At 63.9% G+C, this 22725-nt stretch carries 20 protein-coding genes; 8 read left to right on the top strand and 12 right to left on the bottom strand.

Translation table 11 applies throughout. The features are described 5' to 3' along the window. Positions 1 to 3: 3 nt before the first annotated feature. The 4 genes from metX to IB266_RS23425 form a co-directional block, all read right to left on the bottom strand. On the bottom strand, positions 4 to 1143 hold the full coding sequence (gene metX / locus IB266_RS23410; protein ID WP_046063237.1) for a homoserine O-succinyltransferase MetX: 1140 nt from the start codon (positions 1141 to 1143) through the stop codon (positions 4 to 6). Between the two features lie 217 nt (positions 1144 to 1360). Further along, entirely contained in the window at positions 1361 to 1951 is a 591-nt protein-coding gene (locus tag IB266_RS23415) for a YggT family protein (RefSeq protein WP_014340674.1), read from the bottom strand. A 10-nt stretch (positions 1952 to 1961) separates the two neighbouring features. Next, on the bottom strand, positions 1962 to 2780 hold the full coding sequence (proC, locus tag IB266_RS23420) for a pyrroline-5-carboxylate reductase (RefSeq protein WP_192262665.1): 819 nt from the start codon (positions 2778 to 2780) through the stop codon (positions 1962 to 1964). Positions 2781 to 2815: 35 nt separating this feature from the next. Further along, positions 2816 to 3502 carry a YggS family pyridoxal phosphate-dependent enzyme gene (locus IB266_RS23425; protein ID WP_192262667.1) on the bottom strand — a complete coding sequence of 229 codons (687 nt, stop codon included), beginning with the start codon at positions 3500 to 3502 and terminating at the stop codon, positions 2816 to 2818. Positions 3503 to 3556: 54 nt separating this feature from the next. Between IB266_RS23425 and IB266_RS23430 the strand changes: the two genes are divergently transcribed. After that, positions 3557 to 4591: a type IV pilus twitching motility protein PilT gene (locus IB266_RS23430; RefSeq protein WP_060740204.1), complete on the top strand. Its 1035-nt coding sequence runs from the start codon at positions 3557 to 3559 to the stop codon at positions 4589 to 4591. A 182-nt stretch (positions 4592 to 4773) separates the two neighbouring features. Here IB266_RS23430 and IB266_RS23435 read toward each other — a convergent pair whose 3' ends face one another. Next, positions 4774 to 5385 carry a C40 family peptidase gene (locus IB266_RS23435; RefSeq protein ID WP_192262669.1) on the bottom strand — a complete coding sequence of 204 codons (612 nt, stop codon included), beginning with the start codon at positions 5383 to 5385 and terminating at the stop codon, positions 4774 to 4776. 249 nt (positions 5386 to 5634) lie between these two features. Here IB266_RS23435 and IB266_RS23440 point away from each other — a divergent pair, with 249 nt between their 5' ends. Continuing rightward, complete coding sequence (locus IB266_RS23440; protein WP_072405906.1) at positions 5635 to 6063, top strand: NINE protein; 429 nt, start codon at positions 5635 to 5637, stop codon at positions 6061 to 6063. A 132-nt stretch (positions 6064 to 6195) separates the two neighbouring features. Here the strand turns inward: IB266_RS23440 and IB266_RS23445 are convergent, their stop codons facing one another. The 7 genes from IB266_RS23445 to gshB all read right to left on the bottom strand — a co-directional run bounded on the left by IB266_RS23445 (position 6196) and on the right by gshB (position 12238). After that, positions 6196 to 7467: a dihydroorotase gene (locus IB266_RS23445; protein ID WP_072405905.1), complete on the bottom strand. Its 1272-nt coding sequence runs from the start codon at positions 7465 to 7467 to the stop codon at positions 6196 to 6198. After that, the gene (locus tag IB266_RS23450) at positions 7464 to 8468 is read right to left on the bottom strand and encodes an aspartate carbamoyltransferase catalytic subunit (RefSeq protein ID WP_003177495.1); all 1005 of its coding nucleotides are present in this window, start codon (positions 8466 to 8468) and stop codon (positions 7464 to 7466) included. The genes IB266_RS23445 and IB266_RS23450 overlap by 4 nt, the downstream gene beginning before the upstream one ends. A 24-nt stretch (positions 8469 to 8492) precedes the next feature. Continuing rightward, positions 8493 to 8999 carry a bifunctional pyr operon transcriptional regulator/uracil phosphoribosyltransferase PyrR gene (gene pyrR, locus IB266_RS23455; RefSeq protein ID WP_060740208.1) on the bottom strand — a complete coding sequence of 169 codons (507 nt, stop codon included), beginning with the start codon at positions 8997 to 8999 and terminating at the stop codon, positions 8493 to 8495. An 85-nt stretch (positions 9000 to 9084) separates the two neighbouring features. After that, positions 9085 to 9522, bottom strand: a complete 438-nt coding sequence (gene ruvX / locus IB266_RS23460; RefSeq protein ID WP_003177497.1) for a Holliday junction resolvase RuvX — start codon at positions 9520 to 9522, stop codon at positions 9085 to 9087. Continuing rightward, the gene (locus IB266_RS23465) at positions 9522 to 10091 is read right to left on the bottom strand and encodes a YqgE/AlgH family protein (protein WP_092203077.1); all 570 of its coding nucleotides are present in this window, start codon (positions 10089 to 10091) and stop codon (positions 9522 to 9524) included. Before IB266_RS23465 ends, ruvX begins: the two co-directional genes overlap by 1 nt. Positions 10092 to 10311: 220 nt before the next feature. Further along, positions 10312 to 11208 (bottom strand): energy transducer TonB, encoded by an 897-nt coding sequence (locus IB266_RS23470; protein ID WP_192262671.1) that lies wholly within the window; start codon positions 11206 to 11208, stop codon positions 10312 to 10314. Between the two features lie 76 nt (positions 11209 to 11284). Then, positions 11285 to 12238: a glutathione synthase gene (gene gshB / locus IB266_RS23475; protein WP_060740210.1), complete on the bottom strand. Its 954-nt coding sequence runs from the start codon at positions 12236 to 12238 to the stop codon at positions 11285 to 11287. Between the two features lie 224 nt (positions 12239 to 12462). On the opposite strand from gshB, the gene IB266_RS23480 reads away from it, so the two are divergent. The 6 genes from IB266_RS23480 (at position 12463) to IB266_RS23505 (ending at position 22712) form a co-directional block, all read left to right on the top strand. Continuing rightward, positions 12463 to 12891 carry a response regulator gene (locus tag IB266_RS23480; protein ID WP_060740211.1) on the top strand — a complete coding sequence of 143 codons (429 nt, stop codon included), beginning with the start codon at positions 12463 to 12465 and terminating at the stop codon, positions 12889 to 12891. Positions 12892 to 12939: 48 nt separating this feature from the next. Beyond that, the gene (gene pilH / locus IB266_RS23485) at positions 12940 to 13305 is read left to right on the top strand and encodes a twitching motility response regulator PilH (RefSeq protein ID WP_003206465.1); all 366 of its coding nucleotides are present in this window, start codon (positions 12940 to 12942) and stop codon (positions 13303 to 13305) included. A 10-nt stretch (positions 13306 to 13315) separates the two neighbouring features. Beyond that, positions 13316 to 13855: a chemotaxis protein CheW gene (locus tag IB266_RS23490; protein ID WP_060740212.1), complete on the top strand. Its 540-nt coding sequence runs from the start codon at positions 13316 to 13318 to the stop codon at positions 13853 to 13855. A 210-nt stretch (positions 13856 to 14065) separates the two neighbouring features. Then, the gene (locus IB266_RS23495) at positions 14066 to 16126 is read left to right on the top strand and encodes a methyl-accepting chemotaxis protein (RefSeq protein WP_192262672.1); all 2061 of its coding nucleotides are present in this window, start codon (positions 14066 to 14068) and stop codon (positions 16124 to 16126) included. 186 nt (positions 16127 to 16312) lie between these two features. Beyond that, complete coding sequence (locus IB266_RS23500) at positions 16313 to 22249, top strand: Hpt domain-containing protein (RefSeq protein ID WP_192262674.1); 5937 nt, start codon at positions 16313 to 16315, stop codon at positions 22247 to 22249. Beyond that, positions 22242 to 22712 (top strand): chemotaxis protein CheW, encoded by a 471-nt coding sequence (locus IB266_RS23505; protein WP_192262676.1) that lies wholly within the window; start codon positions 22242 to 22244, stop codon positions 22710 to 22712. Before IB266_RS23500 ends, IB266_RS23505 begins: the two co-directional genes overlap by 8 nt. Positions 22713 to 22725: the final 13 nt, after the last annotated feature.

A 22725-nucleotide genomic window follows, 5' to 3' on the forward strand; every position in this document is an offset into this window, starting at 1 on the left:
TCCTCACAGCGTTATACGGTTCATGTAGTTGCCGAACGCCTGCAGGTAGCGCGGGATCGGGATCAAAAAGGCGTCGTGGCCCTGGGGCGCGTCGATTTCCAGGTAGCAGACGTCCTTGCGCGCGGCCATCAGCGCGTCCACCAGCTCCCGCGAGCGCGCCGGGGAGAAGCGCCAGTCGGTGGTGAACGACATCACGCAGAACTTGGCGGTGGCATTGGCGAAAGTTTTCGCCAGGTTATCGTCGAAGTTCGCCGCCGGATCGAAGTAGTCCAGCGCCTTGGTCATCAACAGGTAGGTGTTGGCGTCGAAACGCCCGGAAAACTCCTCGCCCTGGTAACGCAGGTAGCTTTCGACCTGGAACTCGACGCTGTGGAAGTCGTAGTTGAGCTTTTCGCTCTTGAGGCCACGGCCGAATTTCTCGCCCATGGAGTCGTCGGACAGGTAGGTGATGTGCCCGACCATCCGCGCCAGCATCAGCCCGCGCTTGGGGATCACGCCGTGTTCCTGGAACGAACCGCCGTGGAATTCGGGGTCGGTGAGGATCGCCTGGCGCGCCACTTCGTTGAAGGCGATGTTTTGCGCCGACAGCTTGGGGGCCGAGGCGATTGCCAGGCAGTGGCGCACGCGGTCCGGGTAGGTGATGGTCCATTGCAGGGCCTGCATGCCCCCCAGGCTGCCGCCGATCACGGCGGCCCACTGGCCGATACCGAGGCGGTCGGCCAGGCGGGCCTGGCTGTGGACCCAGTCTTCCACGGTCAGCACCGGGAAATCGGCGCCGAAGGGCTTGCCGGTGTCCGGGTTGAGACTGCTGGGGCCGGTGGAACCGTTGCAGCCGCCCAGGTTGTTCAGGCTGACCACGAAGAACTTGCTGGTGTCGATGGGCTTGCCCGGGCCGATGCAGCTGTCCCACCAGCCGGGCTTGCGGTCGTCGATGCTGTGGTAGCCAGCGGCGTGGTGATGCCCCGACAAGGCGTGGCAAATCAGCACGGCATTGCTCGCCGTGGCATTGAGGGTGCCGTAGGTTTCGTAGATCAGGTCATAGGCTGGCAACGAACGGCCGCAGGCCAGGGCCAGGGGCTCGCTGAAATGCGCCGTTTGCGGCGTCACCAGACCAACGGAATCGGGGGGAAAGGCAGCTGGCATCGACCCTGCTCGCGTTGAAATGAGGCGTAAGTCTAAAGACCGCTGGGGCGGGCGGCAAGCAAAGGGCGGCGCTGATTCTTCGGTGAGCGTAGGCCCTGTGGGAGCAAGGCTTGCCCGCGATGGGGGCGATGCGGTCTTTTGGGGACCGAGGCGCCTGTTTCGCGAGCAAGCTTTGCTCCCACAGAGAGAGTTGCTGACTGATCAGGCCGGTATCGGGTCAGATCAGCAGCCGCAGGATTTCCGGCATCATGGTCATCGCCGCCAGGTTGTTGATCACCAGCATGTCGATCAGCTTGAGCACCATGAACGCCAGGATCGGCGAGATATCCAGGCCACCCAGGTTCGGCAGGATGCGGCGGAACGGCGCCAGGGCCGGTTCGCAGATCTGGTTCACCAGTTCGGCCCCCGGGTTATGGCTGCCCGGCGCGACCCACGACAGGATCACGCTGATGATCATGGCGAAGAAGAAAATCTTCAGGAACAGCGCGGTGACGCCAATGAGCGACCAGATCAGCAATTGCAGCGGGTTGCCGGTGGTGCCGTAGGTCAGCAGCAGGGTCAGGGCCATCAGCGCCAGTTGCACGAGAATCGCCAGGACCAGCGACGACATGTCCAGGCCGAACAGGCTCGGGATGATCCGGCGCAGCGGCTTGAGCAGCGGCTGGGTGGCCTTGACGATGAACTGGCACAGCGGGTTGTAGAAGTTGGCGCGCACCAGTTGCAGCACGAAACGCAGCAGCACGATCAGCAAGTACAGGCTGCCGAGGGTTTGCAGCACGTAGACCGCTGCAGTGTTCAATCCAATCATGAATGGCTCCTTATTGGCCCAGTTGTTCGGCCATTTCGGCCGAGCGGTGCGCGGCGGCGCCGAGTGCTTTTTCCACCAGGGCTTCGAAGCCCCCGGCCTGGAACGATTTGATGGCCGCTTCGGTGGTGCCGGCCGGCGAGGTTACGCGACGACGCAGCTCGGCCGCATCGACGTCGCTCGACACCGCCATGTGCGCGGCACCGAGGGCGGTCTGCAAGGTCAACTGGGCGGCGGTTTCCCGGGTCAGGCCAAGTTTTTCGCCAGCGGCGGTCATGGCTTCGATCAGCAGGAAAAAGTACGCCGGGCCGGAGCCGGAGACGGCGGTGACCGCGTCCAGTTGCTGTTCGGTGTCCAGCCACAGGGCCAGGCCGACGGCCGACAGCAGCGTTTCGGCCTGCTGGCGTTGCTCGGCGCTCACGCGTGGCGTGGCGAACAGGCCGCTGACGCCCTGGCGTAGCAGCGCCGGAGTGTTGGGCATGCAGCGGACGATCGGCTGCTCGCCGAGCCAGTTGTTCATGCTGGCGCAGGTGATGCCGGCGGCAATCGATACCACCAGTTGATGGGGCTTGAGGCTGGGGCGAAGGGCTTCGCAGACGGTTTTCATCGCTTGCGGCTTGACCGCCAGCACGATGACGTCGGCGCCGTCGATGGCCTGGGCATTGTCGGCGAAGGTTTCGATGCCGTGCTCGGCACTCACTCGGGTGCGGGTCTCTTCACCCGGATCGCTGGCGCGGATCAGCGAAGCGTCCAGGCCCTTGGCCCGCAGGCCGCCGATCAGGCTGGCGGCCATGTTGCCGGCGCCGATGAAGGCAATACGCGTGTTGCTCATGACAGGTCCTTATAAAGAGATGAGTCGGTCATGGTTCAGGAGTGACCATAGTCGCGGGCACCAAACAGGGCAGTACCGATGCGCACCCAGGTGGCGCCTTGGGCAATGGCCGCCTCGAGGTCGTGGCTCATGCCCATGGAAAGCGTGTCCAGCGGCAGTGCCAGGCTGGCTTGCAGGCGTTGAACGGCGGCGAAGGCTGCATCCTGGGCGGCACGTTCTTCGGTGGGTTCGGGAATCGCCATCAGCCCGCGCAGCGTCAGGCGCGGCAGAGCGCTGATGGCGCTGGCCAGGGCGGGCAGGTCCGCCGGGGCGCAGCCGGATTTGCTGGCTTCACCGCTGACGTTGACCTGGATACAGATGTTCAGCGGCGGCAACTCGGCCGGGCGCTGCTCGGACAGGCGCTGTGCAATTTTCAAACGATCCACGGAATGCACCCAGTCGAAGTGTTCGGCGATAGCGCGCGTCTTGTTCGATTGAATGGGGCCGATGAAGTGCCAGATCAAGGGCAGGTCGGTCAATTCGACCTGTTTGCCCAGGGCCTCTTGCAGGTAGTTCTCGCCAAAGTCCCGCAGGCCGGCGGCATAGGCTTCACGCAGGGCCTGGGCAGGCTTGGTCTTGCTCACGGCCAGCAGTTGGACACTGCCTTCGGCGCGTTGGACGGTCTGCTCCGCCGTGCGGATGCGCGAACTAACCTGAGCAATGTTGTCTGCTATCGTGGACATAAAGGAAGCGCCAGCGGTGAGGTTCGCGGCATTCTACTGGAATTGAGGAGCGCTATGGATATCACTGAATTGCTGGCGTTCAGCGCCAAACAGGGGGCGTCGGACCTGCACCTGTCCGCTGGGCTGCCGCCGATGATCCGCGTGGATGGCGATGTGCGGCGGATCAACCTGCCGGCGCTGGACCACAAGCAGGTCCATGAACTGATCTACGACATCATGAACGACCGGCAGCGGGTGGATTACGAAAAGTTTCTGGAGACCGACTTTTCCTTCGACGTGCCGGGCGTCGCGCGATTCCGGGTCAACGCCTTCAACCAGAATCGCGGCGCGGGGGCGGTGTTCCGGACCATTCCGTCGAAAGTCCTGACCATGGAAGACCTGGGAATGGGCGAGGTGTTTCGCAAGGTGACCGAATCGCCGCGTGGGCTGGTGCTGGTGACCGGGCCGACCGGTTCGGGCAAGTCCACCACCCTGGCGGCCATGATCGACTACCTCAACAGCCATAAGCACCATCACATCCTCACCATCGAAGACCCTATCGAATTCGTTCACGAACCGCGCAAATGCCTGATCAACCAGCGCGAGGTGCACCGCGACACCCAAAGTTTCTCCACGGCGCTGCGTTCAGCCCTGCGGGAGGATCCGGACGTGATTCTGGTGGGCGAGATGCGCGACCTGGAAACCATCCGCCTGGCGCTGACCGCCGCCGAAACCGGGCACCTGGTGTTCGGCACCTTGCACACCACCTCGGCGGCCAAGACCATCGACCGGGTGGTGGACGTGTTCCCTGGTGACGAGAAATCCATGGTTCGCTCGATGTTGTCGGAGTCGTTGCAGGCGGTGATTTCCCAGGCGCTGATCAAGAAGATCGGCGGTGGCCGGATCGCGGCGCATGAAATCATGCTGGGGACCTCGGCCATCCGGAACCTGATCCGTGAAGACAAGGTGGCGCAGATGTACTCGTCCATCCAGACCGGCGGCTCGCTGGGGATGCAAACCCTGGACATGTGTTTGAAGGACTTGGTGAACAAGGGCCTGATCAGCCGCGAACATGCCCGGGAGCGGGCGCGTACGCCGGATAACTTCTGAGGCGGGGAAACGGTCAGTAAGGTCTGATACGGTCCCTGTGGCGAGGGAGCTTGCTCCCGCTGGGCCGCGAAGCGGACCCAAAATAATTGGGCCCCCAGAGATCATTGGTCTGTTTTGGGGCGGCTGCGCCACCCCGCGGGAGCAAGCTCCCTCGCCACAGGGGGGCCGGTGAGTTCTTCAGCTCAGCGCTGAACCACGCGCAGCGCACCTGGTTCTTTCGGCAGCACTCGCTTGGCGACCACGTAGTGACTGTCCCAGTACGGCTTGTTCAAGGTGTCGATGGTCACCGACTTGCCACGGCGTGGGGCGTGGATGAAGCGGTCGTTGCCCAGGTAGATGGCCACGTGGTTGACCCGGCGGCTCTTGAGCTTGAAGAAGATCAGGTCGCCGGGCTTGAGATCCTTGCGCTCGACTTTCTCGCCATGACCGGCGGCCATGGCGTTGGACGTGCGCGGCAGGTCGAACGTGGCGTCGTTGAAAGCGTATTTCACCAACCCGCTGCAATCGAAGCCTTTACTTGGGCTGCTGCCGCCCCAACGATAAGGTGTGCCGAGTACATTCACGGCGCGGCTCAGCACGTTGCTGCTCGCTTTGGTCGCCATGGGCGGAACCAGCTTGCTGTTGGCCGTGCCCACGCGCTGGACGCTTGGCTTGTTCTTGCTCGAAGGAGCAGAAACATGGGATTTCGGGGTGTAGCCGTTGACGTTGGGAAGACGTTGCTCACGATTGGTGGCGTGGGCGGCCAGTGGCAATAATAGGCAGATGGTTAGCCATGTCTTGAAAAATGGACGCATTAGGCAAGGCTCTTAAAGGTTAGCGCGCAACTTTATAACAGCTTTTTTTGCCATTCCGAGGCCGTTTGTCGATTCGAAACCCAGCGTAAACCCTGCACAATGGCGACAATTTGGCTTGATTGTCCGACAGAACCCCCGTGACACGGGGGTTTCCCCGGTTCGTGTCGCCCAGGACCGCTTGTCGGCGAGACACAAAAAAGTCACAAAAAGTCCGAACAAATTTTTCTATCGAGGCAAAAGAGGCCATTCATGAACAGCTATCAGCAGGACGCAATCCGCGATACCCACAGCAAAGTCATTGGGTATCTGCTGTGGATTTTCGGTTTTACCGGCGCCCACCGTTTCTATTACGGCAAGCCGGTCACGGGCACGATCTGGTTCTTCACCTTCGGCCTGCTGGGCATCGGTTGGCTGATCGACCTGTTCCTGATCCCGGCCATGGACCGCGAGGCGGACCTGCGTTTCACCCCAGGGCCGATCGAGTACAGCGTGGCGTGGATTCTGCTGACGTTTCTCGGGGTGCTGGGCGTACACCGGATGTACCAGGGCAAGTGGATCAGCGGGATTATTTACCTGCTGACCGGCGGGGTGTTTTTTCTCGGGGTGCTGTATGACTTCTGGACGCTGAACGATCAGGTGTCGATTCGTAATGCACAGAAGCGGGGGGCTTTTCACTAAGTCAGCTAGACCGAGTCGCCTGCATTCGCGAGCAAGCCCGCTCCCACACGGGATCCGCTGTGAACACATGATGTGTGAACACCTCAGATCCAATGTGGGAGCGGGCTTGCTCGCGAAGCAGGCGCCTCGGTATCAGGCCTGGTGGGTGATCCGCCCATCCATCAGGGTATAGCGCACCACTCCCGGCAGGCTGTGACCGAGGAACGGGCAGTTGTCGCCCTTGGAGCGCCAGGCTTCGCCGGCCACGGTGGATGCGGCTGGGTCGAACAGCACCAGGTCCGCCGCGGCGCCCACCGCCAGTTTCCCCGCCGGCAATTGCAGCGCCTGGGCCGGGCCGGCGCTCAGGCGGGCCAGCAAGGTCGGCAGGTCCAGCAAGCCGTCTTCCACCAGCGTCAGGGCGAGCGGCAGCAGCAGTTCGACGCTGCTGATGCCTGGCTCGGTGGCGCCGAACGGGGCCAGCTTGGCATCGCGCTCGTGGGGTTGGTGATGGCTGGAGATGGCCGAGATCACCCCGGACTTCACCGCCTCGCGCAGGCCATCGCGGTCGGCGCGGGTGCGCAGCGGCGGCTGGACGTGGTAGACGCTGTTGAAGTCGATCAGCGCCTCGTCGGTCAGGATCAACTGGTACAGCGCCACATCGGCAGTCACCGGCAAGCCGCGGGCCTGGGCCTGGGCGATCAATGCCGCGCCGCGGGCGCTGGTCAGCTGGCTGAAGTGGGCGCGCACGCCGCTTTGTTCCACCAACAGCAGGTCCCGGGCCAGGGCCACGGTCTCGGCGGTTTCCGGGATGCCCGGCAGGCCGAGGAAGCTGGCGGTCGGGCCTTCGTGGGCCAAGCCACCTTCGGCCAGGTCGTGATCCTGGGAGTTGAAGATCACCGTCAGGCCGAAGGTCGCCGCGTATTCCAGGGCGCGGCACAGGGTACGGGTGTTGCGGAAACTGTTCAGGCCGTTGCCGAACGCCACGCAACCGGCGTCCCGCAGGGCGATGAGTTCGGCCAGTTGCTCGCCGTCGAGGCCTTTGCTCAGTGCGCCGATCGGGAAGACCTTGGTGTTGCCGGCTTCGCGGGCGCGGTCGAGGATCAGTTCGGCCACGGCCGAGGTGTCCAGTACCGGTTTGGTCTGCGGCGGGCAACACAGGCTGGTCACGCCACCGGCGGCGGCGGCCCGGGTTTCGCTGACGATGCTGCCTTTGCGGCTGTAGCCCGGTTCGCGCAGGGCGACGTTCAGGTCCACCAGGCCAGGCGCGGCCACCAGGCCCTGGGCGTCGAGGATTTCAGCCGCCACGAAACCGGTGGGCGCGGCGCCCAGGGCGACGATCTTGCAGGCGTCGATATGGATGTCTGTCACTTGATCCAGGCCGCTGGCCGGATCGATCACGCGTGCGCCGAGAATGCTGAGCTTCACTGGGCGTTCTCCTGGTCGAATTGGCGCTGGGCCGTTTGCCCGCTCATGGCCATGGACAGCACGGCCATGCGGATGGCGATGCCGTAGGTCACCTGGTTGAGGATCACCGAGTGCGGCCCGTCGGCCACCGCCGACTCGATCTCCACGCCGCGGTTGATCGGCCCCGGGTGCATGACGATTGCATCCGGCTTGGCCCCGGCCAGGCGCGCCGTGGTCAGGCCGAACAGGCGGTAGAACTCGCCTTCGCTGGGCAGCAGGCCGCCGGTCATGCGCTCGCGTTGCAGGCGCAGCATGATCACCACGTCCACATCCTTGAGGCCTTCGGTCATGTCGGTGTAGACCTTCACGCCGTATTGCTCGACGCCGATGGGCAGCAGGGTTTTCGGCGCGATCACGCGGATGTCCGGGCAACCGAGGGTCTTGAGGGCCAGCATGTTCGAGCGGGCGACCCGCGAGTGCAGGATGTCGCCGACGATGGCCACCGACAGGTTTTCGAAGCTGCCCTTGTGCCGACGGATGGTCAGCATGTCGAGCATGCCCTGGGTCGGGTGGGCGTGACGGCCGTCGCCGCCGTTGATGATCGCCACTTGCGGGCACACGTGTTCGGCAATGAAATGCGCTGCGCCGGAGTCGCCGTGGCGCACGACGAACATGTCGGCGGCCATGGCTTCGAGGTTGCGCAAGGTGTCGAGCAGGGTTTCGCCCTTGCTCGCCGAGGACGTGGACACGTTCAAGGTGATCACGTCCGCCGACAGGCGCTGGGCCGCCAGTTCGAAGGTGGTGCGGGTGCGGGTGGAGTTTTCGAAGAACACGTTGCACACGGTCTTGCCGCGCAGCAACGGGACTTTCTTCACTGCCCGGGCACCGACCTCGAGGAACGAGTCGGCAGTGTCGAGGATTTCCGTCAACAGCTCGCGGCGCAGGCCGTCGAGGGACAGGAAGTGCCGCAGCTGGCCCTGATCGTTGAGCTGCAGCGGGCGCTTGGTTTCGAGAGGCGTCATCGCGATGGACTCTTACAAGGGCAGTTAAAGGGCAAGGTCTTGCAGTTCGAGTTGCAGCGGCGACGGCCCGGAGAGCTTGACCCGCTCATGGGCGGCCAGCGTCAGCGTCGCGCCGACCACGTTCGGCCGGATCGGCAGCTCGGCGGCGTCCAGGTCCAGCAGGCACACCAGCGTCACGCTGGCCGGGCGACCGTAGTCGAACAGTTCGTTCATGGCGGCGCGGATGGTCCGGCCGCTCATCAGCACGTCGTCGATCAGCACCAGGTGCTGGCCTTCGATCTCGAACGGCAGCGCCGAGGGGCGTACTTGCGGGTGCAGGCCGTTCTGGCTGAAGTCGTCGCGGTAGAAGGACACATCCAGGGTGCCCAGCGGCGATTGGCTGCCCAGTGCTTCGAGCAAGGCCTGGGCGACCCAGACGCCACCGGTGCGAATGCCGATGTAGCGCGGTTCGCTGATGCCGCGGTGTTCCAGGTGTGCCGTGAGACGAATCGCCATCTGGCTGATCAGTTCGGCAGGATTGGGCAGGCTCATGCTGGCTCCTTCAGGTTCCCGGGCCGGTGGTGAGTGGCGCGGCTTGTCGCTAAAAGAAAGCGCCTTGGCGGCGCTTTGTAAAAAATCAGGTTTCGAACAGGGCGGCGTTGGCGTCGAGCCAGCCTTGCAGCAGCAGGGCGGCGGCGATGGCGTCCACCGGGTTGTCGCGGTAGCTGCCTTTCTGCCCGCCGCGCACTAGGCGCTCGCCCTTGGCCTCGAAGGTGGTCAGGCGCTCGTCATGGGTATAGAAGGGCAGGTTGTAGCGGCCATTGAGCCGGCGGGCGAACTTTTCGGCGCGCAGGCACATGTCGCTGGGCGTGCCGTCCATGTTCAGCGGCAGGCCGACCACCACGGCATCGGGTTTCCATTCCTTGATCAGCGCTTCGACCTGGTTCCAGTCCGGAACACCGTTCTGCGCCTTCAAGGTGCACAACTCACGGGCCTGGCCGGTAATGACCTGGCCGACCGCTACGCCGATCTGTTTGGTGCCGTAATCGAAGCCCAGCAGCAAGCGCAGGGCCATCAGGCGTGTCCTGCCTGGCTGGTGAGCAGGCTGAGGTTGACCCCCAACCGGCTGGCCGCCGCTTCCAGGCGCAGTTCGCTGCTGGTATTGAACAGGATGTCGGCGTCGAACGGGCAGGTCAGCCAGGCGTTGTCGGCCAGCTCGGCTTCCAGTTGCCCGGGTTCCCAACCGGCATAGCCGAGGGCGATCAGGCTTTTCTGCGGGCCGACGCCATCGGCGATGGCGAACAATACGTCCTGGGAGGTGGACAGCGACAAGCCGTCCAGGTCCACCGTGGCCTGGTATTTGGGGCCCGACGGATGGAGCACGAAACCGCGGTCGGTCTGCACCGGGCCACCGATGAAAATCGGCACGTGCTGGCACAAAAGTGGCGGTTCGATCTCGGGCCGCAGTTGCTCAAGAATGTCCGCCAGGTTCAGCTCCTGCGGGCGATTGATCACCAGCCCCATGGCCCCATTGGCCGTGTGCTCGACGATGTAGGTCAAGGTATGGGCAAAGTTCGGATCGGCCATGTGCGGCATGGCAATCAGGAAGTGATGCTTGAGGTAGGTGGGGCTGACGTTTTTCATAGGCGCTAGTGTGGCGGCGCAGGGCCGAACTGACAAGCTGGGGATGTGCAGGAAATGCCCCGATCTGGCTGGCGACACCGATCAAATGTGGGAGCGGGCTTTGTGGGAGCAAGGCTTGCCCGCGATGAAAACGCTGCGGTCTCTTGAGGACCGCAGCGCCTGGATCGCGAGCAAGCTTTGCTCCCACAAAGCTCGCTCCCACAAGGGGATTGGGGGGTTATCAGTTGCTGGACAGCCGGTCGCCGCGGGCGAATTTCCAGGTGCGGATGATTTCCAGCCGGTCGATGTCCGACAGGTCCCCGGTAAACGGCGCGAACGGTGCGGCCAGGCGCACGATCCGCTGGGCGGCCTGGTCCAGCAACGGCTGGCCGGAAGATTCGAGCACCAGCACTTCATACAACGAGCCGTCCCGATTGATCGAGACCATTAGCCGCAGGTTGCCGTAGATCTGCTTGCGCCGCGCTTCGTCAGGGTAGTTGAGGTTGCCGATGCGCTCGACCTTCTTGCGCCACTCGTCCTTGTACCAGGCACCCTTGTCGCGCATGGTCGAAGCGGCGCTCAGGCGGTGGATGCGCGGGCGCTTGGCGTAGAGCTGTTGCTCCTGGGCCAGTTCGGCTTCCAGGCTGGCGATGTCGCTGGACAGCTGGGAGCTGTCGAAGGTGGGCACGGGGGCCTGGGGCTTGGGATCAGGCTTGACCTCTTCCTTGACCGGGGCTTTCTTCGGCTTCGGCGCCACGGTGGTCACGGCCGCCTTGGGCGCTGTCTCCTGCACTTCGGGCTTGGCCGCTGGCGGCGGGGTGACTTTCTGCACCGTGTTGTCCTGGAAGGGCGCGATCTCGGTGGTCTTGGGGATCGCCTTTTTTTCCAGGGTGCCGCTGCCTTGCTGGTTTTCCTGGGCGAGGAAGTCGGCCTTCTTGGGCTTGGTTTCGCTCTTGAAGGTGGCCAGGGTGATTTCCAGGGTCTGGCTGATCTGTTTCGGCTCGACCGTGGCAAACCCGACGCCCAGCAGCAAGGCCAGGTGGATCAACGCCGCCAGGAACAGGGTAAAACCGAGGCGATCGGCCGGGCGCACGCCACGATGGGCGAGCTCTTGGGGCAGATCGGACGGGAGTGTCATGACAAGGAAACCAACATCGCGTTTTTTTCAGGCCGGGCATGATAGCGCAATGTGGGTTTCCTTCAGCAGATCTGGATCAACGAGCCTTGAGCTTCTGATCGATGGCATCCATCAGCATGCCGCCGATGTCGGTGCCAAAGGCGTTATCGATCTCGCGGATGCAGGTCGGGCTGGTGACGTTGATTTCCGTCAGGTGCTCGCCGATCACGTCCAGGCCCACGAACAACAGGCCTTTTTCCCGCAGGGTCGGGCCGACCTGGGCAGCGATCCAGCGGTCCTTCTCGGTCAACGGCCGTGCCTCGCCGCGTCCGCCGGCTGCCAGGTTGCCCCGGGTTTCACCGGCCGCCGGGATACGCGCCAAGCAATAGTCCACCGGTTCGCCGTCGATCATCAGGATGCGTTTGTCGCCATCGACGATGGCCGGCAGGTAGCCCTGGATCATGATCTGCTGCTTGCCGTGCAGCGTCAGGGTTTCCAGGATCACCGACAGATTCGGGTGGCCGGCGGTGTGCCGGAAGATCGAGGATCCGCCCATGCCGTCCAAGGGCTTGAGGATCACGTCGCCGTGATGGTCGGCAAATTCGCGCAACACGTCCGGGCGACGGCTGACGATGGTCGGCGGCGTGCACTGCGGGAACAGCGTGGCAAACAGCTTTTCGTTGCAGTCGCGCAGGCTCTGGGGCTTGTTGACCACCAGCACGCCGGCGTTTTCCGCTTGTTCCAGCAGGTAGGTGGAGTACACGAACTCCATGTCGAACGGCGGATCCTTGCGCATCAGGATCACGTCCAGGTCGCTGAGCAGCGCATCGCGCTCGTCGCCCAGCTCGAACCACTTCTCAGGGTTGGCGAAGACGTTCAGCGGCTTCATCCGCGCCCGTGCCTGGCCTTCGGCCTGGTAGAGGTCGCGCTGCTCCATGTAGAACAGCTCCCAGCCGCGCTTCTGAGCGGCCAGCAGCATGGCCAGCGAGCTATCCTTTTTATAGGAAATGCTGGCGATAGGGTCCATGACAATGCCGACGCGTACGCTCATGGCTTGGTTCCTCGAAATATGATGGGCACATAATGGCGTGAAAAAGTGGCGTCAGAGTGGCGCCCGGAAGATTGGCGGTCAAGGAAAAACCACCGCGCCCAGCGGCCGATAGATCGGCGATGGAGACTGTGCTAAAAAGGCTGCCATGTGACGTGCGGGCCTTGAACATCAAGGGTTTGCGCTGTCGTTCACTCTCAGGCGTTAAAAACCGGTCCGCAGCGGCAATGGCAGAGCACTCTACGCAACAGCAACCCAGCGCCTTGAAGGTCATGGTCATCGACGACTCGAAGACCATCCGCCGCACCGCCGAAACCTTGCTGCGCAACGTGGGCTGCGAGGTGATCACGGCGATCGACGGTTTCGATGCCCTGGCCAAGATCGCCGATCATCATCCGGGCATCATCTTCGTCGACATCATGATGCCGCGCCTCGATGGCTACCAGACCTGTGCCCTGATCAAGAACAACAGCGCGTTCAAGGCCACGCCGGTGATCATGCTGTCGTCCCGGGATGGGTTGTTCGACAAGGCCAAGGGGCGCATCGTCGGTTCCGATCAGTTTTTGACCAAGCCGTTCAGCAAGGAAGAACTGCTGGGGGCGATACAGGCCCATGTCCCGGGCTTTGCCGCTGTCCAGCCGCACCAGGCACATTAATGACACTCGGCCAACGGGCCTGGGGTCAACAAGAAAATGGGGAACACCATGGCACGAGTTCTGATCGTCGATGATTCGCCGACTGAAATGTACAAACTGACCGGCATGCTGGAAAAGCACGGCCATCAGGTCCTGAAGGCCGAGAATGGCGCCGATGGCGTGGCGCTGGCCCGCCAGGAAAAACCCGATGCGGTGCTGATGGACATCGTCATGCCCGGCCTCAATGGTTTCCAGGCCACGCGCCAGTTGACCAAGGACCCGGACACCGGCCATATCCCGGTGATCATCATCACCACCAAGGATCAGGACACCGACAAGGTCTGGGGTACGCGCCAGGGGGCGAAGGACTACCTGACCAAGCCGGTGGACGAAGAAACCCTGATCGCGACCCTGAACAAAGTGCTGGCGGGTTGACGGCGCGGCCATGAGCCAATCCCTGACGGCCTTCGAACTGCTGCTGCAGATCGACCGGCGTTGCCGGCTGCTGGGGGCGGACCTGCCCTCCCAGCCGACCCATCGTGCCGGCTGGAGCGGCATCGGCTTTCGTCTGGGCGAGCACTGGTACGTGGCGCCGATGGGCGAAGTCAGCGAAGTGCTGCACGAGCCTCGTCACACGCATTTGCCCGGGGTCAAGCCGTGGGTGCGTGGCGTGGCTAACCTGCGCGGGCGCTTGTTGCCGTTGATGGATTTGTGCGGGTTCTTCGGCCATGAGCTGTCCACCGTGCGCAAGCAGCGGCGGGTGCTGGTGGTGGACCACGACGAGGTGTTCGCCGGGTTGCTGGTGGACGAGGTCCTCGGGCTGCAGCACTTTGCCCAGGACAGTCTGGAACCGATGCTGGTGGACGACCACGACGGCCCGGAAGCAGCCTTCGTCAAGGGCCGGTTCGGCGGCGAGCGCGAGTGGCAGGTGTTCAGCCCGTTTGCCCTGGCGCGGTCGCCGGGGTTCATGGATGTGGCGATTTGACGGAAAAGCTCGGGTGAATGGGCTGGCCCTTTCGCGAGCAAGCCCGCTCCCACCTTGGATCTATGGTGCTCACAAAGCTTGAGTTCACAGTAGATCCCAATGTGGGAGCGGGCTTGCTCGCGAAGGAGGCGACTCGGTCTGACAGGTAAGCAAGGCAGTGGCCCCACTGATAAAGCAGTGAGTTGGACTGGGTAGCACAGGCGAGAACCGATGATCAAAGCAAAAACAGGCAAGCCACTGGAAGCGTCGCGCAGTCGTTCGCAGATCATCGTGCTGTTCGTCGCGCTGATCGTCTTCATCGTGCTGCTGTTCGCCAACTTCGCTTACCTCAACACCCAGTCCACCTACGACAAACAGTACATCGGCCATGCCGGTGAGCTGCGGGTGCTGTCCCAGCGCATCGCCAAGAACGCCACCGAGGCCGCCGCCGGCAAGCCTGCGGCGTTCAAGCTGCTGAGCGATGCGCGCAATGACTTCGCCCAGCGCTGGGGCTACCTGAAACAGGGCGACCCGGTGACCGGCCTGCCGCCTGCGCCCGCCACCCTGCGCCCGCAGATGCGCGCCGTGCAGCTGGATTGGGAGCGCCTGCTCAAGAACACCGATGCCATTCTCTCCAGCGAACAGACCGTGCTGTCGCTGCACCAGGTGGCGGCCACCCTGGCCGAAACCGTGCCGCAGTTGCAGGTCGAGTACGAAAAAGTCGTCGAAATCCTGCTGCAACGCGGCGCCCCCGCCACCCAGGTGGCCATGGCCCAGCGCCAGTCCCTACTGGCCGAGCGGATTCTCGGCGCGGTGAATACCGTGCTGGCGGGGGACGAAAACGCCAGCCAGGCCGCCGATACCTTCGGTCGCGACGCGGCGCGTTTTGGCCAGGTGCTCAATGGCATGTTGCAAGGTGACCCGACCCTGAAAATCTCCCAGGTCCAGGACCGCGATGCCCGGGCGCGACTGAGCGAAATCAGCGAGCTGTTCGAGTTCGTCTCCGGCTCGGTGGATGAAATCCTCGAGACCTCGCCGGAGCTGTTCAAGGTCCGCGAATCGGCCGGCAATATCTTCAACCTGTCGCAGACCTTGCTCGACGAGGCTTCGCACCTGGCCACGGCCTTCGAAAACCTGGCCGGCGGGCGTTCCGTCAATACCATCGGCGGTTATGTGCTGGGCCTGCTGGCGCTGATGTCGATCATCCTGATCGGGCTGGTGATGGTCCGCGAGACCAACCGCCAGTTGCACGAAACCGCGGAAAAGAACGAGCGCAACCAGAACGCGATCATGCGGCTGCTGGATGAAATCGAGGACCTGGCCGACGGCGACCTGACCGTCACGGCCTCGGTCACCGAGGATTTCACCGGCACCATCGCCGATTCCATCAACTACTCGGTGGACCAACTGCGCGATCTGGTGGCGACCATCAACCTCACCGCCGGCCAGGTCGCCGCCGCCGTGCAGGAAACCCAGGCCACGGCGATGCACCTGGCCCAGGCGTCCGAGCACCAGGCCCAGCAAATTTCCGAAGCTTCGACTTCAATTAATGAAATGGCCCAGTCCATCGACCAGGTGTCGGCCAATGCCGCCGAATCGTCGGCGGTGGCCGAGCGTTCGGTGGAAATTGCCAACAAGGGTAATGAGGTGGTGCACAACACCATTCATGGCATGGACAACATTCGCGAGCAGATCCAGGACACCGCCAAGCGCATCAAACGCCTGGGTGAGTCATCCCAGGAAATTGGCGACATTGTCAGCCTGATCGACGACATCGCCGACCAGACCAACATCCTGGCCCTCAACGCCGCCATCCAGGCGTCCATGGCCGGTGATGCCGGGCGCGGGTTCGCGGTGGTGGCCGATGAAGTGCAACGCCTGGCCGAGCGTTCTTCGGCGGCGACCCGGCAAATCGAAACCCTGGTGCGGGCGATCCAGGCCGACACCAACGAAGCGGTGATTTCCATGGAGCAGACCACCACCGAAGTGGTGCGCGGTGCGCGACTGGCCCAGGACGCCGGCGTCGCCCTGGAAGAAATCGAAGGTGTGTCCAAGACCCTGGCGGCGCTGATCCAGAGCATCTCCAACGCGGCGCAGCAACAGACCACCTCGGCGGGGCAGATTTCCTTGACCATGAACGTGATCCAGCAGATCACCACGCAGACTTCGTCGGGCTCCACCGCCACCGCCGAAAGCATCGGCAACCTGGCGAAAATGGCCAGCCAACTGCGCCGTTCGGTGTCGGGGTTTACCTTGCCGGCTGCTGCGGCTGGCGATGAGGAAAAAGTGTGACCAACCGGATCCATCTGTTGGAAAAGGTTTTTGGTGGCGAGGAGGTTTCTGTGGGAGCAAGGCTTGCCCGCGATGAATGTAGCGCGGTACTTCGGAAACCGAGGTGTTTGCGTCGCGAGCAAGCTTTGCTCCCACAGGTAAATCCCTTCTCCACAGGCGTGTTGTGTTCTCCTGATTGGAGTGGTTATGGGTGATCGGCACGACTACGTGGCCCTGGAATGGGTCAAGGGCGAGATTGCCGAAACGCTGAAGCAGGCTCATCTGGCCCTCAACCGCCTGGTGGACGATCCCCAGGCGTCGGACGCCCTCGGGCAATGCCTGGCCTGCATTCACCAGGTCCACGGCGGCCTGCAGATGGTCGAGTTCTACGGTGCGGCGTTGCTGGCCGAGGAGATGGAGCAACTGTGCGCCGCCCTGCAGGACAACCGCGTCATCCATCGCGACGAAGCCATCAGTCTGTTGAGCCAGGCCCTGGGGCAGTTGCCGATCTACCTGGACCGTATACAAGGCGCCCGCCGTGACCTGCCGCTGGTGGTGTTGCCCTTGATCAACGACCTGCGCAGTGCCCGGGGCGAGAGCCTGTTGTCGGAAACCAGCCTGTTCAGTCCCGAGTTGCCCGATATTGCGCCGCTCAGCGACGAGGCCTTGCAGCGCCTCGAACCCGCTGACCTGCCAAACACCTTGCGCAAATGGCGCCAGACCCTGCAAATGGCCCTGGTGGGCCTGCTGCGCGAACAGGATGACGCGACCCACCTCGGTTACCTGGCCAAGGTTTTCCAGCGCCTGGAAACGTTGTGCGCCGGGGCGCCGCTCAATGCCTTATGGCAAGTGGCCTCAGCGCTGGTCGAAGGCATGCGTGACGGGCGCATCGCCAACAGCCCGGCGCTGCGCAGCCTGTTCAAGGAAGCCGACAAGGAGCTCAAGCGCCTGCTGGACCAAGGCATGTCCGGTATCAATCAGCCGGCACCGCCCCACCTGCTCAAGAGCTTGTTGTTCTATATTGCCAAGGCCGAACATCCCAGCGGGCAGATGCAGATCATGAAAGAACGCTACTCACTGGACGACGCGCTGCCCGACAGCGCCATGGTCGACGAAGAACGCGCGCGCCTGGCCGGGCCCGACCGCGATGCCATGCGCTCGGTGCTCGCCGCGCTGTGCGAGGAGTTGGTACGGGTCAAGGAGCGCCTGGACCTGTTCGTGCGCAGCGATCGCCAGCACGCCTCGGAACTGGACAGCCTGCTGGCGCCGTTGCGGCAGATCGCCGACACCTTGGCGGTGCTGGGTTTCGGCCAGCCGCGCAAGGTCATCATCGATCAGCTGGCGGTGGTGCTGAGCCTTGCCCAGGGCCAGCGCGAGCCGGATGACGCGACCCTCATGGACGTTGCCGGGGCCTTGCTCTATGTCGAGGCGACCCTGGCCGGCATGGTCGGCACCGTCGAGCCCGAGAGCCGCGAAGACACGCACCTGCCCACCACCGACCTGACCCAGATCCACCAGATCGTCATCAAGGAAACCCACACCTGCCTGCAACAGGCCAAGGATATGATCGTCGACTACATCGACGCGGACTGGAACAGCGAGCAGCTGCAACCGTTGCCGGCGCTGCTGACCCAGGTGCGCGGTGCGCTGGCCATGATCCCCCTGAGCCGTGCCGCCAGCCTGGTGGAGTCCTGCAATGCGTTCATCCGCGACCATCTGTTGCTGGAGCAGGCCCAGCCGGGTTGGGAAGAGCTCGACCATTTGGCCGACGTCATCACAGGTCTCGAATACTACCTGGAGCGCTTGAGCGAGGACCCGGAAACCCCTGGCGAGCCCTTGCTCGATGGGGTCGAACGGAGCCTGGCCGCGCTCGGTTATTACCCTGACGAAGCGCGGGTGCCGGTGCTTGACGATGTGTTGAGTCCCAACGAAGCCCAGGTCATGCAGGACTTGCAGGAACTGGATGACCCGCAGACGGTACAGTCCTTGGCACAAGTGCTGGCCAGTCCGGTGTCGGCGGTCAATCCGCCGGCCAGGAGCACCCCAGGCAGCCTGTTGCCCCCACCACGGGACGAGAGCCCGGTGGACGACGAGTTGCGCGAGGTCTTCCTCGAGGAAACCGCCGAGGTGCTCGACGTTCTGCGCGAATACTTGCCGCGCTGGAGTGCCCATCCCGACGACCACGGCGCCCTGAGCGAACTGCGCCGGGCTTTCCACACCCTCAAGGGCAGTGGTCGGATGGTGCGGGCGCTGGTGCTGGGTGAACTGGCCTGGGCTGTGGAAAACCTGCTCAACCGGGTGCTGGAGCGCAGCGTCGAACCGCAGGTGTCGGTCCGCCAGTTGATCGAAGACACGGTGCAGTTGTTGCCGGACCTGGTGGCCGAGTTCGCGGCCAATCGGCAACGCCAGCGCGATGACGTCGACCGCCTGGCCGCCCGCGCCCATGCCCTGGCCAAGGGCGGCGATGAGGACGACGAAGACGACGAGCAGGACGTGGCCGCTCTCGATCCGCTGTTGTTGAAGATCTTCGACAACGAAGCCCAGGGCCACCTCGCCAGCCTCAATCGTTTTCTCGACCAGGCGGCCGACCACCTGCCGTTGCAGGCCAGCGATGAATTGCAGCGGGCTTTGCACACCCTCAAGGGCAGCGCTTCGATGGCCGGCGTGCTACCCATCGCCGAGTTGGCCGGTGCGATGGATGAGCTGGCCCGGGAGTACCGGGCGCACCTGATTGTCCTCGACCTGGATGAGGTGGAATTGCTGCTGGAGGCCGAAGGGTTGCTGCGCCGCGGCCTGCGCCAGTTGCACAGCGAGCCGCTGGCGCCGATCCCCGACGCCGAGGATCTGATCCAGCGTGCCCAGGCCCTGCTGGCCGAGCGTCTGCACGCCGCCAACAGTGCGCCGGACAAAGCACTACGGACCAAGCGCGATCCACAACTGATCAACAACTTCCTCGCCCAGGGCATGGACATCCTGCTGGACGCCGAAAGCCTCTTGCAGCGCTGGCAGCAGCACCCCGGCGAAGGCCAGGAACTGAGTGCGCTGCTGGATGAGCTGACCACCCTCGGCGAAGGCGCGCACCTGGCCGATCTGCACCCGGTGGACGAACTCTGCGAAGCCTTGCTGGACCTCTACGGCGCGGTGGAAGAAAGCAGCCTGGCGGTCAGCGATGAATTTTTCCGGCAGGCGCAGCTCGCCCATGAAGCGCTGATCGACATGCTCGATCAGTTGGCGGCCGGGCAGCATGTGCGTGCGCAGCCGGAGCGGGTAGCGGCCCTGCGTCGCCTGCTTCAGGAGAGCCTCGACCCGTCGGCCACTGGCCTGATCCGCAGCGACGGCAGCCGCACGCTGAGTATCCGCGAACTGGGCCACGCGACGGCGGAAATGGAACGCGACGCGCCCGCCGAGACCTCGGTGGAAGATGACCTCGCGTCGATTTTCCTCGAAGAGGCCCAGGACATCCTCGAAAGTGCCGCCCAGGCCTTGCAACGCTGGTTGGCCGATCCGGATAACGGTGCGCCGCTGTCCTCGCTGCAACGTGACTTGCACACCCTCAAGGGCGGCGCGCGGATGGCCGACATCCGGCCGGTGAGCGACCTGGCCCAGGAGCTGGAAAACCTTTACGAAGGGCTGGTGGACCGGCGCTACAGCTACAGCGAGGAACTGGCGCAACTGCTCGGCAGCAGCCACGAACGCCTCGACCTGTTGCTCGGGCAGTTGCAACAGGGCCAACCGTTGGGCGATCCCGTTGCACTGATCGACTCTATCCGAAGGTTCCGCCAGGACAAGCCGAACGCCATCGAGACGAGCGCAGCGGCCCAGGCCGACGGTGCCGGCCATGATCCCGAGTTGCTGGAAATCTTCCTTGAAGAAGGTTTCGACATTCTCGACAGCTCAGGCGCGGCGTTGCTGCGCTGGCAGGAAGAACCGTCGAATCGCCAGGCCGTGGAAACCCTGCTGCGGGATTTGCACACCCTCAAGGGCGGTGCGCGGATGGTGGAAATCGTCCCTATCGGCGATTTGGCCCACGAGCTGGAAAACCTCTATGAAGGCCTGTCGGCGGGCCTGCTCCAGCCGACCCCGGCGCTGTTCGCCTTGCTGCAAAGCAGTCATGACCGACTGGCGCAGATGCTCGATGCGGTGCGCGCCGGCCATCCGTGTCCGCTGGCCGATCGGCTGATCGCGCAGATCCAGGCGGTGAATCATCCCCAGGCAAGTGCGGTGTCACAGGCTGCCCCGGCGCCGGAGCCGATCACGCCCCCCATCGCAAGTCCGCCCGCGGCGCCCGCCAGACAAGACCCCAGTGCCGCGGGCGACGGTGCGGACATGGTCAAGGTCTCCGCCGAGCTGCTCGACGACCTGGTGAACCTGGCGGGGGAAACCTCGATTTTCCGTGGGCGCATCGAACAGCAGGTCAACGACGCACACGTGGCCCTGGGCGAAATGGAAACCACCATCGAGCGCATGCGCGACCAGTTGCGGCGCCTGGATACCGAAACCCAGGGGCGGATTCTCAGTCGTCAACAGGTGGAGGCCGAGCGCCTGGGCTACGAAGAGTTCGACCCGCTGGAGATGGATCGGCATTCCCAGTTGCAGCAACTGTCCCGGGCGCTGTTCGAGTCTGCCTCGGACTTGCTCGAACTCAAGGAAACCCTGGATCGCAGCAATCATGATGCCGAGCTTCTGCTGCAACAGCAGGGGCGGATCAACACCGAGCTCCAGGAAGGCCTGATGCGCACGCGCATGGTGCCGTTCGAGCGCATGCTGCCGCGGCTCAAGCGCATCGTCCGGCAAGTGGCGCAGGAACTGGGCAAGGACGTGGAATTCGTGGTGGGCAATGCCGACGGCGAGATGGACCGTAACGTCCTGGAGCGTATGGCCGCGCCCCTGGAACACATGCTACGCAACGCCGTCGACCACGGCCTGGAACCGGCCGACGTGCGCGTCGCCGCTGGCAAGCCGGCGCGAGGGCGCATCAGCCTCGACCTGTCGCGGGAAGGCGGCGACATCATTTTCGACATCCGCGACGACGGTGCCGGCGTGCCACTGGAGGCGGTGCGGAGCAAGGCGATCAAGCGTGGCCTGCTTACGCCGAACAGCGATATCAGCGACCGCGACGTGCTGCAGTTCATCCTGCAACCGGGGTTTTCCACGGCGGAAAAAATCACCCAGATCTCCGGGCGTGGCGTGGGCATGGACGTGGTCCACGAAGAGGTGCGGCAGTTGGGCGGCAGCATGATCATCGATTCCACGCCGGGGCAGGGCGTGCATTTCCGCATTCGCCTGCCGTTTACCGTGGCGGTGAACCGGGCGTTGATGGTGCATTGTCACGAAGACCAGTACGCGATCCCGCTGAACGCCATCGAAAGCATTGTCCGGGTGTTGCCGGCCGAACTGGACGGCTATTACCAACTCGACCCGCCGACCTACACCTACGCCGGGCAACGCTATGAACTGTGCTACCTGGGCGAGCTGCTGAAAACCGGCGCCCGGCCGAAGCTGCTGGGCCAGAGCCAGCCGTTGCCGGTGCTGCTGGTGCAGTGCAACGAGCGGCACGTGGCCGTGCAGGTGGACGCTATCGCCGGGACCCGGGAGATCGTGGTCAAGAGCCTTGGCCCGCAGTTCTCGGCGGTGCAGGGCCTGTCCGGGGCGACGATCCTGGGGGATGGCCGGGTGGTGTTGATTCTCGACCTGCTGGCGCCGATCCGCGCCTTGCCCCACCAGGTCCCGCGTCGCCAGGTGCCAGCGGAGGGCGAGGGTGAACCGCAACGGCCACTGCTGGTGCTGGTGGTGGATGACTCAGTGACGGTGCGCAAGGTCACCAGCCGCCTGCTGGAGCGCCATGGCATGCACGTCCTGACCGCCAAGGACGGCGTGGACGCCATGGCACTGCTGTCCGAGCACGCGCCTGACCTGATGCTGCTGGACATCGAGATGCCGCGCATGGACGGCTTCGAAGTGGCCACGCAAGTGCGCAACGACCCACGCCTGGCGCACCTGCCGATCATCATGATCACCTCTCGCACCGGCCAAAAACACCGCGACCGCGCCATGGCCATCGGCGTCAACGACTACCTGGGCAAGCCGTACCAGGAATCGGTGCTGCTCGACAGCATCGCCTACTGGAGCAGAACCCATGCATGACCTGCATCACTCACGCGCCAGCCACCTCACCGGCCTGCTGCTGCCACTGGCCGACCGGCATCTGATCTTGCCCAACGTGGCGGTGGCCGAGCTGATCGACTACCAGAGCAGCGCCTTCGATATGGATACCCCGCCGTGGTTCCTGGGCTGGGTAAGCTGGCGCGAACGGCAAATCCCGCTGCTGAGCTTCGAGTCGGCCTGCGGCCAGAAAACCGTGATGGGCGAGCGCGTACGCATCGTCGTGCTCAATGCCCTGGGCGGCCGGCCGGATCTGCGCTTCATCGCCCTGCTGGTGCAAGGCATTCCCCGCTCCTGCAAGCTCGACAGTCAGTTGAGCTATGTCGACGTGCCGCTGTGCGGGCTGGAGCAGGCGGCGGTGCAGGTGGGGGAACACGTGGCGAAAGTGCCGGACTTGTTGGCGTTGGAGGAGTTGGTGGTGGCGGCCGGGTTGGTGAATACCTGAGACGGGCACGATA

This window comes from Pseudomonas sp. Pdm06, from assembly GCF_014851795.1.
Lineage (GTDB): Bacteria > Pseudomonadota > Gammaproteobacteria > Pseudomonadales > Pseudomonadaceae > Aquipseudomonas > Aquipseudomonas fluorescens_AA.